The 15,455-nt window shown below is 69.0% G+C and carries 14 protein-coding genes; 6 read left to right on the plus strand and 8 right to left on the minus strand.

Translation table 11 applies throughout. The features are described from left to right. Positions 1-8: 8 nt before the first annotated feature. Entirely contained in the window at positions 9-1,277 is a 1,269-nt protein-coding gene (locus tag EJ105_RS06715; protein WP_250165723.1) for a lytic murein transglycosylase, read from the plus strand. Between the two features lie 169 nt (positions 1,278-1,446). Here the strand turns inward: EJ105_RS06715 and rpmG are convergent, their stop codons facing one another. The 5 genes from rpmG to rnr all read right to left on the minus strand — a co-directional run bounded on the left by rpmG (position 1,447) and on the right by rnr (position 6,613). Then, positions 1,447-1,614: a 50S ribosomal protein L33 gene (rpmG, locus tag EJ105_RS06720; RefSeq protein WP_012115832.1), complete on the minus strand. Its 168-nt coding sequence runs from the start codon at positions 1,612-1,614 to the stop codon at positions 1,447-1,449. A 165-nt stretch (positions 1,615-1,779) separates the two neighbouring features. Next, positions 1,780-2,955, minus strand: a complete 1,176-nt coding sequence (locus tag EJ105_RS06725; protein ID WP_029558734.1) for an MFS transporter — start codon at positions 2,953-2,955, stop codon at positions 1,780-1,782. Between the two features lie 11 nt (positions 2,956-2,966). Beyond that, positions 2,967-3,701, minus strand: coding sequence for an NUDIX hydrolase (locus tag EJ105_RS06730; RefSeq protein ID WP_024278788.1), 735 nt, complete (start codon positions 3,699-3,701; stop codon positions 2,967-2,969). Positions 3,702-3,706: 5 nt separating this feature from the next. Then, a complete protein-coding gene (locus EJ105_RS06735) occupies positions 3,707-4,246 on the minus strand; it encodes a DUF983 domain-containing protein (RefSeq protein ID WP_024278789.1) in 540 nt (179 codons plus the stop codon). 63 nt (positions 4,247-4,309) lie between these two features. Next, positions 4,310-6,613, minus strand: a complete 2,304-nt coding sequence (rnr, locus tag EJ105_RS06740; RefSeq protein ID WP_250165850.1) for a ribonuclease R — start codon at positions 6,611-6,613, stop codon at positions 4,310-4,312. A gap of 741 nt (positions 6,614-7,354) precedes the next feature. Between rnr and EJ105_RS06745 the strand changes: the two genes are divergently transcribed. Next, the gene (locus EJ105_RS06745; RefSeq protein WP_250165724.1) at positions 7,355-8,323 is read left to right on the plus strand and encodes a hypothetical protein; all 969 of its coding nucleotides are present in this window, start codon (positions 7,355-7,357) and stop codon (positions 8,321-8,323) included. Between the two features lie 74 nt (positions 8,324-8,397). Further along, positions 8,398-9,705 carry an adenylosuccinate lyase gene (purB, locus tag EJ105_RS06750; RefSeq protein WP_029558729.1) on the plus strand — a complete coding sequence of 436 codons (1,308 nt, stop codon included), beginning with the start codon at positions 8,398-8,400 and terminating at the stop codon, positions 9,703-9,705. A gap of 291 nt (positions 9,706-9,996) precedes the next feature. On the opposite strand, the gene EJ105_RS06755 is transcribed toward purB, so the two are convergent. From EJ105_RS06755 to hemB, 3 genes are all read right to left on the minus strand, one after another. Continuing rightward, positions 9,997-10,254, minus strand: coding sequence for a DUF3892 domain-containing protein (locus EJ105_RS06755; RefSeq protein ID WP_250165851.1), 258 nt, complete (start codon positions 10,252-10,254; stop codon positions 9,997-9,999). A gap of 153 nt (positions 10,255-10,407) precedes the next feature. Continuing rightward, positions 10,408-11,676 (minus strand): threonine ammonia-lyase, encoded by a 1,269-nt coding sequence (locus EJ105_RS06760; RefSeq protein ID WP_250165725.1) that lies wholly within the window; start codon positions 11,674-11,676, stop codon positions 10,408-10,410. A 22-nt stretch (positions 11,677-11,698) separates the two neighbouring features. Further along, positions 11,699-12,745 carry a porphobilinogen synthase gene (gene hemB, locus EJ105_RS06765; protein ID WP_250165726.1) on the minus strand — a complete coding sequence of 349 codons (1,047 nt, stop codon included), beginning with the start codon at positions 12,743-12,745 and terminating at the stop codon, positions 11,699-11,701. A gap of 242 nt (positions 12,746-12,987) precedes the next feature. Here hemB and EJ105_RS06770 point away from each other — a divergent pair, with 242 nt between their 5' ends. The 3 genes from EJ105_RS06770 to EJ105_RS06780 all read left to right on the plus strand — a co-directional run bounded on the left by EJ105_RS06770 (position 12,988) and on the right by EJ105_RS06780 (position 15,226). After that, complete coding sequence (locus tag EJ105_RS06770; RefSeq protein WP_250165727.1) at positions 12,988-14,058, plus strand: enoyl-CoA hydratase/isomerase family protein; 1,071 nt, start codon at positions 12,988-12,990, stop codon at positions 14,056-14,058. Beyond that, positions 14,055-14,486, plus strand: a complete 432-nt coding sequence (locus EJ105_RS06775) for a DUF6163 family protein (protein ID WP_024278796.1) — start codon at positions 14,055-14,057, stop codon at positions 14,484-14,486. The genes EJ105_RS06770 and EJ105_RS06775 overlap by 4 nt, the downstream gene beginning before the upstream one ends. A 74-nt stretch (positions 14,487-14,560) precedes the next feature. Then, positions 14,561-15,226, plus strand: coding sequence for an O-methyltransferase (locus tag EJ105_RS06780; RefSeq protein WP_250165728.1), 666 nt, complete (start codon positions 14,561-14,563; stop codon positions 15,224-15,226). Positions 15,227-15,455: the final 229 nt, after the last annotated feature.

Here is a 15,455-nt window from a genome sequence, read left to right on the forward strand (position 1 = left end):
GAGGAACCATGACCGACGACCGATCCCGCCTCCTCATCGGCCGCCGCGCCTTCACCCTCGGTCTCGCGGGGAGCGCATTTCTGGCAAGTGTCGGGCTTCTCGCCCCGCCCGTCTTCGCCCAGCAGGCGGCGCAGCCCTTTCCCAAATGGGTCGAGACCTTCCGCGCCCGGGCCCGCGCGCGCGGCGTGTCGGATGCCACCTACAACAAGGTGTTCGGTGGCCTGAAGCCGGACACCTCGGTCTATGCGCAGGACCGCAACCAGGAAGAGTTCACCGAGCAGTCCTGGCAATATCTCAACCGCCGCGTCTCCGATTGGCGCATCGCCACCGGCAAGCAGAAGGCGCGGCAATATTCCGCCCTGTTTGATCGAATCGAACAGGCGTTCGGCGTCGATCGCCGGGTGATGCTCGGTTATTGGGGCATGGAGAGCGCCTATGGCGAGGTGCTCGACAATCCCAAGCACATGAAGCCCATCTTCAATTCGCTGGCGGCGCTGGCGTGGGGCGATGCGCGGCGGCGCAAATACTGGGAGGCGGAGCTTCTCAACGCCCTCGTCATCGTCGAGCGGGGCTGGGGCACGCCGCAGGAGATGACCGGCTCGTGGGCTGGCGCCATGGGCCACACCCAGTGGATGCCCGAGGTGTGGCTCAACATGGGCGTGGATTTCGACGGCGACGGGCGCATCTCGCCCTTTGGCAAGCCGGACGACGCGCTGGCCGGCACCGCCAACTATCTGGTGAAGCGCGGCAAGTACCGGCGCGGCGAGCCGTGGGGCTTCGAGGCGAAGCTGCCCGGCAATTTCAATTCCGACCTCGCCGACAACAAGACGCGCCGCCCGCTCTCCCAGTGGGGTGAGCTGGGCCTCACCACCATCGAGGGGCAGTCGCTGTCCGCCTATGACGAGCCGGCGCGGCTCTGGCTGCCCGGTGGTCCCGGCGGGCCGGCGCTGCTGCTGCTCCACAATTTCTATGCGGTGCGCTCTTACAACCCCTCGTCCAACTACGCGTTGGCGGTGGTTCACCTAGGCGACCGGGTGATGGGGGAGGGGCCATTCGTCGCCTCCTGGCCCGGCGGCGAGCGGGCGCTGACGCTGGCGGAGATCCAGGAGATCCAGCAGCGCCTCACGGCGGCGGGCTTCAACACCGGCGGCTCCGACGGCCGCGTGGGCGCCGACACCATGCGCGCGGTGCGCGCCTTCCAGCAGAAGGCGGGAATCACGCCCGCGGACGGCTACGCCTCGCTCACCGTCCTCAACGCGCTGCGGCAGGGGCGGTAGGGGGAATCAGCCCCTAGCCGCCTGCCCAAAAGAAACGGGCGCCTTGCGGCGCCCCTCTCGCGCAAAAGAAAAGGGCACCCGGTGGGTGCCCTATCCAGTCACGATGAACCACAGATTGTAGGTGGCGCGGTTCCGGTTGTCCAGACCCGCTGCGATCACCCGATCCAGATCACTTGATCTTGGTCTCGCGGAACTCGACGTGCTTGCGCACCACCGGGTCGTACTTCTTGAGCACGATCTTGTCGGTCTTGGTGCGGGAATTCTTCTTGGTGACGTAGAACACGCCCGTGTCCGCCGAGGACAGGAGCTTGATCTTGATGGTTGCAGCCTTGGCCATGTCTTGATCCCTGGGTGCCGCGTGCGGCGTGCGACCGTCTGGTTTTTGCAAACCGTGAGGTGGCGAAAAGAAGAACGGACGCGCTGCCGGTCTCCGGCGGCTCGTGGGCGCGGAAACTCTCTCAATGCGCCCCTAATGTCAAGGGTGGGCGACCCTTCCGCTGGATCACGCCTCCCGCCGTCCGCGCATCATCAGCCGCACGGCGACGATGGCCGCATAGACAGCCAGCATGGTGGAGATGACGAAGGCGAAGCCATACGGGTTGTAAAGGTCCATGCCGGCGCCGGCCAGCGGCGGGCCGGCGATGAGGCCCACGGAATAGAGCATCACGAACGCCGCATTGGCGGCCGCGAGGTCCGCGCCATGGAATCGCTCGCCGAGATGGGCGAGGCCGACCGTGTAGAGCGAGCCCACCACGCCCGTGGCGAGGAAGATCATGGCCAGGAACCACGGGCTCGACACCGGCACGAAGGGCAAAGTGAAGGCGCCCGCCGCGCCCGCCAGCGAGCAGCAGAGCAGCAGCACCCGCCGGTCCACCTTGTCGCTGATGAGGCCGATGGGGATCTGGAAGGCGACGTTGCCCAGCACCGCCGCCGTCAGCAGCAGGGCGGCGCTGGTCTCGGCGAGGCCGAGGCGCAGGCCGTAGAGCGGCAGGAAGGTCATCACCGCCGTCTCGATGGCGCCGAACACCAGCGCCGCCAGCACCGCCGAGGGCGATCGCCGCACGAAGGTGAGTACGCCGTGGTGGCTGTCGTCATGGATGCGGGGGGTGATTCCCCGCGCCAGCAGGATGGGAATGGCGCCCAGCAGCAGCACGACCGCGCCGGCGAGGTAGGGCGCCCAGCCGGAGGCGCCGAGCACGCTGAGCATGGTCGGCCCCAGCGCCGCCCCCAGCGACAGCGCGGTGGCATAGATGCCCATGATGAGCCCGCGCCGGTTGGGCGGGGCGAGGGCATTGATCCAGAATTCGGAGACCGCGAACAGGATGCACAGCGCTGCGCCGAAGGCGAAGCGCAGCGGGAACCACATGAGGAAGGACGGCGCCGCCTTGAAACCCACGAGGCTCGCCGCGGCGAGCACGATGGCGCCGACCAGCAGCGCGCGCAGCCCGATCTTGCGCACCATGAGCGGCACGAAGGGCGCGGTGAAGATGGTGGCGATGCCGGCCACCGCCGTGTTGATGCCGATCCACTTGCCGGTGACGCCGCGCGATTCCAGCTCCAGCGCCAGCAGGGGGATGGACAGGCTGATGCCGACGCCCACCACCGTGATGGCGGAGATGGCGGCCGCGATGGAGGCCGTCCGGCTCATGTGGCCGAGGGACCCGTGGGGAGCATGCATCGCGTTCGGCTTCAATCCAGGAGGGTGCGGACGAAGCGTCCGCGGACCATGGCGTAGGAGGGCACCGGCAGGCGCGGGCCGAAGCCGGCATCGATGCGGGCGGCCAGTTCCTCAAGCACCACGCGGGTGATGGTGGGAAGCTCCTGCTTCTCCGTCTCCGCGAAGGTCAGCCATGCAAGGTCGATGAGTTCAGACTCCTCGCCCACCAGCCCCTTCACCTCGTCGCAGACGGCCGTGGCGTCGGCGATGAAGAAGCGGGTGTCGAAGCGCCGGGGGCGCCGGGGCGGGGTGATGGCGCGGGCGACGAAGGTGAGCGCGCCGAGATCGGGGAACACCCCGCGCTCCTCGAACGCGCGCCAGTCGTCACCGGGGGATTCGGGGGCGCCGCACTCCTTGGTGCCGACGAGCAGGCCGGTCTCCTCGTACATCTCGCGGATGGCGGCGGCGGCAAGGCCGCGCGCGCGGCCGAGGCTCGGGCGCTGCACATGGGCCATCAGCCGGCGTTCGCTGTCCGGATCGAGGCAGCCATAGACCGGCATGGCCTTGTCGGACTTCTCCAGCCGGCCGCCGGGAAACACGTAGACGCCCGGCAGGAACTTGAGCTTGGGATGCCGCCGGCCCATCAGCACGCGGGGCTTCTTGCCCTTGCTGTCGAGCAGGATGAGGGTGGCGGCGTCGCGCGGGCGCACGTTGGGAGAAGCCTGAAGGCGCTCGGCTTCGGTCAGGCGGGTGGCAAAATCGTTCATGATGCTCAGAGTATCGGACGGACGGCACGGATGACGGGGCGGACGGCACCCTCGGGGGGCGCCTCCCGTTCCTCACTGCCGGAATCGAAGCCGTGCATGCGCAGCGCCCATTGCAGGTTCACCAGCATGCCCTTCAGCGGCGGTAGCAGGGCGAGGCAGAGCACCAGCGTCAGCGGCAGCCAGAGGGAGAGGTGTACCCACAGCTCCGGCCGGTACAATTCCTCCACCAGCACCATCAGCGGCACCACGATGTGGCCCACCACGAAGATCACCGCATAAGGCGGCGCGTCGTCGGCGCGGTGGTGGTACAGCTCCTCGCCGCAGGTGGCGCAGAAGGGCGAGACCTTCAGATAGCTGGAAAACATGCGACCGGCGCCGCAGGCGGGGCACAGGCCGCGCGCGCCGCGCATCAGGGCGCCGGGCACCTCGCGGCGGGGCGGGGGAAGCTCGAACGCGCCGCCGGGCGCACCCGCGGCCTCGCCTGCCGCCGCCTCTTCGGGCGTCGCCAGCTTCTGGGTCACGGTCATGCCGGTCGGCGTGGTCACGGTCCTGAACCTCTCGGTCGCCCCTGAGGAGCGCGCTTCTCCAACATTTATCGGCCGGACGCCTCAGCGCCTGCCGGGTCCCGGCTTGGCCTTGCCGGAGCCGGCCTTTCCGGAACCGGCCTTGCCCGTTTTCGCACGGCCCGGCGCGGATCTCCCCGGCCGGCCCGCGAACCCGGAGGGCGCGCCGCGGCGCTGGGGGCCACCCCCGCGCGGACCCTTTACATAGGAGCCTTCGCTCAGAAGCTCAAACCGCAGCGCTCCGGCGACCGGCGCGGCCTCCACCAGCTTGACCTCCACCCGGTCGCCGATGCGGTGCATCTCGCCGGTACGGTCTCCCACCAGCGCCTGCCGCACTTCGTCGTACCGGTAATAGTCCTGGCCCAGGGTTGAGGCGGGAATGAAGCCGTCCGCCCCGGTGATGTCGAGCGCGACGAAGAGTCCCGCCTTGGTCGCCCCGGTGATGCGGGCGTTGAAGGTGGCGCCGATCTGGTCCGCCAGATGATGGGCGATGAGCCGGTCCACCGTCTCCCGCTCCGCCGCCATGGCGCGACGTTCCGTAACGGAAATGGCCGCCGCCACCTCGCCGAGGCTCTCGACGGTCGCGTCTTCCGGCAGCCCGTCCTTGCCCACACCCAGCGCCCGGACGAGGCCGCGATGGACGATGAGGTCCGCATAGCGGCGGATGGGCGAGGTGAAATGCGCGTAGCGGCGGAGATTCAGGCCGAAATGGCCGTAATTCTCGGAGGCGTACTCCGCCTGGCTCTGGCTGCGCAGGATCACCTGGTTCACCAGCGGGGCGGCGTCCGTGTCCTTCACCTCTTCCAGGATGCGGTTGAAGTGGGAGGGGCGCACCTGGTCGGTCTTCGGCAGGCCGATGTCCAGCGTCTTCAGGAAGTCTCGCAGGGCCGAGAGCTTCGCCAGCGTCGGGCCGTCATGGACGCGGTAGATGAGGGGGGTCTTCTTTTCCTCCAGCGTCTCGGCGGCGGCGACGTTGGCGAGGATCATGAATTCCTCGATGAGCCGGTGAGCATCCAGCCGCTCCGGCACCACCACGCGGTCCACCGTGCCGTCGGGCTTGAGGATGATCTTGCGCTCGGGAAGGTCGAGATCGAGGGGCTGGCGGGCGTCGCGGGCCTTCTTCACGCAGGCATAGGCCGCATAGAGCGGCTTGAGCACGCCCTCCACCAGCGGATCGGTGATGTCGTCGGTGCGGCCTTCGATGGCGTTCTGCGCCTGCGCATAGGCGAGCTTGCCGGCCGAGCGCATGAGGATACGGTGGAAGCTGTGGCTGCGCTTGCGCCCATCCGCGCCGATGACGAGGCGCACCGCCAGCGCCGGCCGGTCCTCGCTGGGGCGCAGGGAGCACAGGTCGTTGGAGATGCGCTCCGGCAGCATGGGCACGACGCGATCGGGGAAATAGACCGAATTGCCGCGAATGAGCGCCTCGCGGTCCAGCGCCGTGCCGGGCCGCACATAGGCCGAGACGTCGGCGATGGCGACGGTGACGATATAGCCGCCATCCTCGTCCGGCGCCGCGTGCACGGCGTCGTCATGGTCCTTGGCGTCGGGCGGGTCGATGGTGACGAGGGGCAGGTCGCGCCAGTCCTCGCGGCCGCGCACGGTGATCTGCTTCGCCGCCTCGGCCTCCTTCACCACCACGTCCGGGAAGGCGTTAGGGATGCCGTGGGCGTGGATGGCGATGAGGCTCACCGCCTTCTCGGAGTTCAGCGAGCCGAGCTTTTCCTTCACCCGCGCGGTGGGCAGGCCGAACACGCGCTGGCGCATCAATTCGACGGTGACGAGATCGCCGTCCTGCGCCTCATGCTCGGCGCCGGGGGGCACCTGCAATTCGCGGCCGAGCTGCTTCTTGTCGATGGGGATGATGCGCCCGCCGCCACCTTGAGGCGCGGCGCGGAAGATGCCCATGGTCTGCTTGCGGGCCTTCTCCAGCACCTTGATGACGCGGCCCACATGGGGGACCGCGTGCTCGATGGAGCCTTCCACGATGCGCAGCAGCACCCGGTCCGCCAGTCCCGGCGCGGGGCCGGAGGCGCGGCGCGGCACCTGGACGAGAATGGGCGGCGCCTCGCCCTGGGCCTCGGAGTCCCATTCCACCGGAATGGCCACCAGCTCGCCGTCGCCGTCGCGGGAGACGATGTCGGCCAGCACGACCGCCGGCAGCGCGCCGGGCACATGGAGGCGCCTGCGCTCGCGGCTCACTGTGCCTTCCTCGGAGAGGTCGCGCAGCAGCTGCTTCAGTTCCACCTTCTGCGCCGGCGAGAGGCCGAAGGCGCGGGCGATCTCGCGCTTGCCCACCTCGCCGTTCTGCGAAGCGATGAAGGCCAGCACCTGCGCCTTGGTCGGCATCTCGCCGGTGGCCAGCGGCGCAACGGCGAGCGCCGCCGCCTCATGGGCGGCCGCCGCCTGCTTGCGCGCGGCACGGGATTTGGTCGCGCGCAGCGGCTTTTCCGCGCGCGATGTCTTGTCTGCGCGCGATATCCTGGCGGCGTGGCCGTCCTTGCTGGAATGGCGGGTGGGCGGCTTGGTGGGGCGCTTCGGCAATGGGTCTTTCCGGTTTCATCCGGACGCTACCCGGAACACGCCCCGGCCGCCAGTGGTGGGTTTCCGTGGGGCTGCGGCCCCCGGACCTTCAGCACTCCGTTCCCCGGACAAGCGACGGCGTGAGCCGGAGCGCTGATCCGGGGCCGAGCGCAATCATATCCGCTTGTCATCGCCCGGCTGGTCCGGGCGATGACGGCTACGCGGGAACTCTTGCGCTCAGCCTCGGATCGGCGCTCCGGCTGCGCTCCGTGCGTCCGGGCGGCGGGGGGGCGCTCGTCCTCCCCTCTCCCCTTGCGGGAGAGGGGTTGGGGGTGAGGGGGCCGGTGCCGCAATCCCGGTGACAGATCGGAGGGAGAGACACCCCTCACCCCAGCCCTCTCCCGCAAGGGGAGAGGGGGCTTGGCCGGTTCGTGTGGGAGGCACATGCACTCCATTCGGTGCACCGCACCTTCGCTCAGCGGCCGGGAAGGGTTCCCTTGAGTACCGGCTGGGGCTAGAACGGCGTGTGTCCCGCGCGATGCCGTTTTCCCCCGCAAGAACCGTCCCATGAACCCCGGCCTCCTGCCCGCGGTCGCACTTGCGCGCCTTCTGGCCTGGCTCGGCCGGCGGAGCGCGCCGGCAGTGGCGGTGAGCGTTTTCATCGGCCTTGCCGTGCCGCCGTTCGCGGCGCTGGCGAAGCCGCTGGTGGTGCCCACCATCCTCGCGCTGCTGGTTCTGGCCTTCGTGCGCACCTCCATGGCCGGGGCCTTCACCGCGCGTCGTGCAGGCATCGCAGTGCTGGCCTGCGCCTGGGTCATGCTGGTGCTGCCGCTGGCGATGGGGCTGGCGACGCGGCTTCTGGGCGAGCCCAACGCCATCGTCCTCGCCCTCATCATGCAGGCCTCGGCCCCGCCCATCATGTCGGCCCCCGCCTTTGCGGCGCTGCTCGGCCTCGATGCCCGGCTGGTGCTCGTGACCATGCTGGGCGGCATGGCGCTGACGCCACTCACCGCGCCGGGGCTGGTGTTCCACTTCTCCGGCGGCGCGCTGGCGCTCGATCCGCTGGCGCTGGCGCTGCGGCTCGCGGCGGTGGTGGGCGGCACCATGGGGGCGGGCCTCGTCATCCGCCGGCTCATGGGCCTGAGGCGTGTGGAGGCCGTCTCCGCCCATCTCGACGGGCTGAACGTGGTGCTGCTCGGCCTCCTTGCCGTGGGGCTGATGGACGGGGTGACATACGCCTTCCTCGACCAGCCCGGCTTCATGGCGGGGCTGGTGGCGCTGGCCTTCTTCGTCTCGCTGCTGGGGTTCGGCGCGACGGCGCTCGTCTTCCGCGCCGTCGATCCGGGGGATGCGATGATGCTCGGCTTCTGCGGCGGCCATCGCAACATGGCGGTGGTGATCGCCGCCACCGGCGCGGTGCTGCCGCACGAGACTTGGCTTTACGTTGCGGCAGCGCAATTCCCCATCTACCTCCTGCCGGTGGTGATGCTGCCGCTGGCGCGGCGGGTCAGCGCCGCCGGCCGTCGCAAGGCGTGACCCGCACCGCTACCCCCCGCCGCCTTCATCTGCTAGACGAGCCGCCTGCCTGACATTTTGACGAGCACCGCCCCATGATCCCGCGTTACAGCCGGCCGGAAATGGCCTCCATCTGGTCCCCCGAGGCCCGCTTCCGCATCTGGTTCGAGATCGAGGCCCATGCCGCCGACGCCATGGCCGAGCTTGGCATCGTCCCGAAGGAGGCCGCGGCCAAGATCTGGGAGCTGGGCGGCAAGGCCGAGTTCGACGTGGAGCGCATCGACGCCATCGAGCGCGAGGTGAAGCACGACGTCATCGCCTTCCTCACCCACCTCGCCGAGTTCGTGGGGCCGGAAGCGCGCTTCGTCCACCAGGGCATGACCTCGTCCGACGTGCTGGACACCTGCCTCGCCGTGCAGCTCGCCCGCGCCGCTGACCTGCTCATCGCCGACGTGGACAAGCTCCTTGCGGTGCTGGAGCGCCGGGCGTTCGAGTTCAAGCTGACCCCCACGGTGGGCCGCTCCCACGGCATCCATGCCGAGCCGACCACCTTCGGCGTGAAGCTCGCCATCGCCGCGGCCGAGTTCCAGCGCTCGCGCGCCCGTCTCGTGGCAGCGCGGGAAGAGATCGCCACCTGCGCCATCTCCGGCGCGGTGGGCACCTTCGCCCATATTGATCCGGCGGTTGAGGCCCATGTGGCGGAAAAGATGGGGCTGAAGGTGGAGACCGTCTCCACCCAGGTCATCCCGCGCGACCGGCACGCCATGTTCTTCGCCGTGCTCGGCGTGGTCGCCTCCTCAGTGGAGCGGCTCGCCACCGAGGTTCGGCATCTCCAGCGCACCGAGGTGCTGGAGGCGGAGGAGTATTTCTCCCCCGAGCAGAAGGGCTCCTCGGCCATGCCCCACAAGCGCAACCCGGTGCTCACCGAGAACCTCACCGGCCTCGCCCGCATGGTGCGCGCCTATGTGACCCCGGCGCTGGAGAATGTGGCCCTGTGGCACGAGCGGGACATCTCCCACTCCTCCGTCGAGCGCATGATCGGCCCCGATTCCACCGTGACGCTGGACTTCGCTTTGTCGCGCCTCACCGGCGTGATGGACAAGCTCGTCGTCCACACCGACAACATGCAGAAGAACATGGACAAGCTGGGCGGCCTCATCCACTCCCAGCGCGTACTCCTCGCCCTCACCCAGAAGGGCGCCAGCCGCGAGGACAGCTACCGCCTCGTGCAGCGCAACGCCATGCGCGTCTGGCGCGGCGAGGGCGACTTCCGCACCTTCCTCCTGGAAGACGCGGACGTGCGCAAGTACCTGTCCGAGGAGGACATCAACGAGAAGTTCGACCTCGGCTACCACTTCAAGAACGTGGACAACATCTTCAAGCGGGTGTTCGGCCGGGCGTGAGGTGCGCTTGCCGGTTCGATCCGGCGTCCCGATAAAAGAGCTGCCGTCATGGCCGGGCTTGTCCCGGCCATCCACGTGGATCGGCCGGGGACACCTTGCTAGCGCCGTGCCGTCGGCCCGACGTGGATGCCCGGGACAAGCCCGGGCATGACGACGGATATGTCCGGGCGAGTTGGCTCAAGGCCGATCCGAGCGTGAGCGATTGCCTCGTCGCTGTCTTGCCATTGAGGAGGGGACGAAGGGGCAAGGTCAGCCGACGGGCGTCAAATGAGGTCAGACCTGCTCACTCAGTCAGGGGCATTCGGGCAACGACAGAAGATTGTCGTTCCACTTTCCGTCGGCGTAGGTTCGCAGATATTTTCCGTTCGGGCCATCGACGACGCCGATATCTCCGCGGTTGCCGTTGACCAGCGTGAAAAACGTATTGGACTTTGATTCAATCCAGTCGATGACCTGTTGGCGTGTCCATTTTCCCTTCGAATTTCCGAGGTGGGTTATGCCCTCGTGAGTGTTGTTGCGTGGCTGCTTGTTGATGCAGGTCACTTGCACGTCGGCCAACTTACCCTCCCTGACAATCTCATTCCTCGAGAGTCAGGATTGCAACTTATGATTGTTTAATAGTCAAGATGCATCTTTTGGGTGGATTCGGGTGGTGTTTGATGTCGTTGCTGCACCGCAGCGCCGCCCCGACTTTGTCCCCCCCTACCAGTCCGCCCCGCCGGCCCCCAGCCTTTGCACCGGCAGCCCCTCACCCTCCAGCGCCTTCTGGATCAGCTCCGCGTGTGCCTGGTCGCGCGTCTCCACCGTGAGGTCGAGGCGGGTGCCCTTGGCGGGGACGTCGAGGAAGGTGCGGCGGTGGTGCACTTCCAGGATGTTGGCGCCGAGCTTGCCGAGCAAAGTGGCGATGCGCCCCAGCATGCCCGGCCGGTCGAGGATGGTGAGGCGGAAGGAGACGATGCGCTCTTCCCGCTCCAGTTCGCGCAGCAGGATGCCGGCGATCATGCGCGGGTCGATGTTGCCGCCGGAGACGACCAGCCCCACCGTCTTGCCCCGGAACCGCTCCGGCTCGGCGATGAGGGCGGCGAGGCCCGCCGCGCCGGCGCCTTCGGCCAGCGTCTTCTGGTGCATGAGGAAGGCGTTCACCGCCCGCTCCAGCGCGGTTTCGTCCACCAGCACCACATGGGGCACGAGGCGCCGCACGATCTGCGCGGTGATCTCGCCCACATTGCGCACGGCGATGCCTTCGGCCAGCGTCGGGCCGCCGCAGGGGCGGGCCTCGCCGGTCATGGCGGTCCACATGGCGGGATAGAGCTGGGTCTCGACGCCCACCACCTGCGTGGTGGGAGAGCGGCCGGCGAAGGCCACGGCCATGCCGGCGATGAGGCCGCCGCCGCCGATGGGCACGAGCACGGCGTCGAAGGCCGGCCCGTCCTCGATCATCTCCAGCGCCACCGAGCCCTGGCCGGCGATCACGTCCACATCGTCATAGGGATGGACGAAGACGCGGCCCTGCGCCTTGGAGATGCGCTCGGCCTCCTCATAGGCGTCGGCCACCGTCTCGCCGAACAGCACCACCTCGGCGCCGAAGGCCTCGGTGGCGGCCACCTTCACCTGCGGCGTCGTCTCCGGCATCACGATGAGGGTGGAGATGCCGAGCCGCGTGCCGTGATAGGCCACCGCCTGCGCGTGGTTGCCGGCCGACATGGCCACGGCGCCGCGCCGCGCCTCGTCCGGCGTGAGGCGCGAGAGCTTCACCAGCGCGCCGCGTTCCTTGAAGGAGGCGGTGGCCTGAAGGTTCTCGTACTTCACATAGACTTCGGCACCGGTGAAGGCGGAAAGGCGCGGGGCACGCAGGGTCGGCGTGCGCAGCACGGAGGCGCGGACCAGCGGCCACGCGCCCTCCACGTCCGCCAGCGTGACGGGCAGATCCTTTTCCCGGTCGATTTCCAGCGCCGTCGCGGGCACGGTCATAAGTCTTCTCCCGCGAGGGGCCTCAGCCCCGTTCGGCCAGAGCCTGCGCCACGCGCGGCGCGAAATAGGTGAGGATGCCATCGGCGCCGGCGCGCTTGAAAGCGAGCAGGCTCTCCGGGACGATGCGGTCGCCGTCCACCCAGCCGTTGCGGATGGCGCCCTCGATCATCGCGTACTCGCCGGACACCTGATAGGCGAAGGTCGGCAGGCCGAAGGTCTCCTTCAGACGCCACACGATGTCGAGATAGGGCAGGCCGGGCTTCACCATCAGCATGTCCGCGCCTTCCTCCACGTCGAGGGCCGCCTCGCGGATGGCTTCCAGCCCGTTGCCGGGGTCCATCTGGTAGGTGCGCTTGTCGCCCGAGAGGGTCTTGGCGGTGCCGATGGCGTCGCGGAACGGGCCGTAGAAGGCGGAGGCGTACTTCGCCGCATAGGACATGATCTGTACGTCCTCGAAGCCGTTGGCGTCGAGCCCGGCGCGGATGGCGCCGACGCGGCCGTCCATCATGTCGGAGGGGGCGATGACGTCCGCCCCGGCTTCGGCCTGCACCAGCGCCTGACGGACGAGGAGTTCCACCGTCTCGTCATTAAGAATGCGGCCATCCTCCAGCAGGCCGTCATGGCCATGGCTGGTGAAGGGGTCGAGGGCCACGTCGGTGATGAGGCCGAGGTTGGGGATCTCGGCCTTGATGGCGCGGAGCGTCTGGCAGACGAGGTTGTTGTCGTTCAGCGCCTCGCTGCCGGTGGGGTCGCGGCGGGAGGGGTCGATATAGGGGAAGATGGCGAGGGCCGGGATCTTCAGCTTCGCCGCCATCTCGGCCGCGCGCACCGCCTCGTCCACCGTCAGGCGCTCGACGCCGGGCATGGAGGGAATGGCGGTGCGGGTGGCCTGGCCGTTCATGACGAAGATCGGCCAGATCAAATCGTCGACCGTCAGCGTCGCCTCGCGCACCAGCCGGCGCGCCCAGTCCGTCTTCCGGTTCCGCCGGGGGCGGTGGACGAGGCCGAGCCGGCTGGCGGTGGCCTCGGCTTCGGAAACGGCATGCAGGCGGGGCTGGGTGAGGGGCATGATGCGCTCGTTCTTCGTTCGCCCGCGAACGGGCACCGAGCGGACCTTATAGACCCCCGGCCTGCCGCCCGCGAGTGGCGCGCGGCAGAGGGTCACGGCAAGTTCAGCGTGTGCGCCGCCGCACGGCCCAAGGTGCGCCCGCGCACAACCACGGTGCGCCGGCTCGCGTTGACGCTCCCTCCGGCCGCGTCTAACCCTGCCGGCGGGCGTTCGCCGCTCAGCGGCGGCAAGGGAGGGATGGAATGACCACGGAGCCTGAAGTCCTGCTCGAGGTGAAGGGCGAAGCCGGTGTCATCACCCTCAACCGTCCGAAGGCGCTCAATGCGCTGAACCTCTCCATGGTGCGCGAGATTCTGCCGCGCCTGCGGCAATGGGCGCAGGACCCGGCCGTCACCCGCGTGGTCATCAAGGCGGCGGGCGAGAAGGCCTTCTGCGCCGGCGGCGACGTGCGCACGCTCTATGACCTCGGCCGCGCTGGCAACACCGCCGAATCGCTCGCCTTCTGGCGCGAGGAATATGTCCTTAACGACTATATCGGCAGCTTCCCCAAGCCCTACGTAGCGCTCATCGACGGCATCTGCATGGGCGGCGGCTTCGGCCTCTCGGCCCATGGCGCGCACCGCGTGGCGGGCGACAAGTATCTGTTCGCCATGCCGGAGGTGAACATCGGCCTGTTCCCGGATGTGGGCGGCACACATGTGCTGCCGCGCCTGCCCGGCGCCTTCGGTGTGTTCCTGGCGCTGACCGGCACGCGCATCCGCGCCGCCGAGGCCTTCGCCTGCGGCCTCGCGACCGACGTGGTGCCGAGCGCCGCCTTCCCGGCGCTGGAAGAGGCCCTGTGCGCGGGCGGCGACGTGGAGCGCATCATCGCCGATCACCGCATCGAGCCCGGCCCTGGCGCCTTCGCCGACCGCGCGGACTTCATCGCCGACGCCTTCGGGCGGGGCCATCTCGCCGGCATCCTCGGCGCGCTGCAGGCGGCGGCGGAAGGCGAGGGACCCCATGCAGCCTTCGCCACCACGCTCCTCACCGACATCGCCGGCAAGTCGCCCACCAGCCTCTCCATCACCATGGAGCAGATGCGGCGCGGGCCGGCGCTCGACCTTGGGGACTGTCTGAAGCTGGAATTCCGGGTGGTGAGCCGCGTCGCGGCGGGGCATGATTTCTACGAAGGGGTGCGCGCGGTGCTCGTCGATCGCGACAACGCGCCCCAATGGCAGCCGGCGACCCTCGCGGAGGTGGACCCGGCCGTCATCGCGGCGCATTTCGATCCCATACTCGACGAACTGGAACTTCTGGCCCCCGGCACATGAGTCATTACGATCCCATCGACGCCAGCGCCCGCGCCCAATGGGAAAATCTCTCGCCCTGGCGGCGGCGGCTGTTCCTGTTCCTGCGCGGGGTCGCGGCCTTCCTGCTGCTGGAAGGCATCATCCACTGGGCGGTGATCCTCGGCATCGGCGACGGGCCGGCGAGCCGGTTCGAGGCCATGCCCATGGCCGCCCAGGCGGCGGTGATCTGGGCGGCGATCATCGATCCCATCGCCGGCGTCGGCCTGTGGCTGCGCGCCGGCTGGGCGATCGTGCTCTGGCTTCTGGCGACGCTGACGCAGGTGGTGCTCGGCATCTGGGCGCCGGCGGGCATGACACGGCTGATGCTGTTCACGCTGGTGGAGCTGGCGCTGGTGGTGGCCTATGCCGTTCTCTCCATCCGCGCCGCGCGGGAGAGCGACCAGGACTGAGCGTCCGGACCTGACGCATTTCCTTCGCGCAAACGGTATTCCTTGCGCCGGCAAATGCTGTGACGGAGGCGGGAATGGACGAAGCGCTCTGGACCGAGATGGATGGCTTCATCGTCGAGAAGCTGCTGCCGGCGGACCCGGTGCTCGACGCCGTGCAGGCGGCTTCGGAGGCCGCCGGCCTTCCGGCCATCAGCGTCTCGGCGGCGCAGGGGCAGATGCTCCACATCTTCGCCCGCATGATGGGTGCGAAACGCATCCTCGAAATCGGCACGCTGGGGGGCTACAGCACGCTCTTCCTCGCCCGCGCGTTGCCTGAGGGCGGCACGGTGGTGACGCTGGAGGCGGACGCCCACCATGCCGAGGTCGCCCGGGCCAATTTCGCCCGCGCGGGACTGTCTGACCGCATCGACCTGCGGGTCGCCCCGGCCATCGAGACGCTGCCGGTGCTGGAGGCGGAAGGGGCGGGGCCGTTCGACCTCATCTTCATCGACGCCGACAAGCCGAGCAATCCCGCCTATCTCGACTGGGCGCTGCGCCTGTCGCGGCCGGGCACGCTGATCGTCTGCGACAACGTGGTGCGCGCCGGGCGGGTGCTGGATGGGGACAGCACGGACGCCTCGGTCATCGGCATCCGCCGCACCTACGAGATCGCGGGCGCAGAGCCGCGCCTCACCGCCACGGCGGTGCAGACCGTCGGCGCCAAGGGCTACGACGGGTTTGCGCTGCTGCTGGTGGAGTGAGGGGCGGGGGCCGGTCCAGGAGGGCTGGGGCATCGGACAGGAGCGACGGGCGAAGGCGCCTCTCTCTCCGCCTTAACACCGTCATGCCCGGCCTTGTGCCGGGCATCCACGTCGTGCCGATGGCGAGATGCTCGCAGGAGATGTGCCCGGCCTTGCCACGTGGATGGCCGGGACAAGCCCGGCCATGACAATGGTGATTGTAGCGACGCCGTTCCGCGCCTCCGATCAG

The sequence above is a fragment of the Xanthobacter aminoxidans genome, assembly GCF_023571765.1.
Taxonomy (GTDB): domain Bacteria; phylum Pseudomonadota; class Alphaproteobacteria; order Rhizobiales; family Xanthobacteraceae; genus Xanthobacter; species Xanthobacter aminoxidans.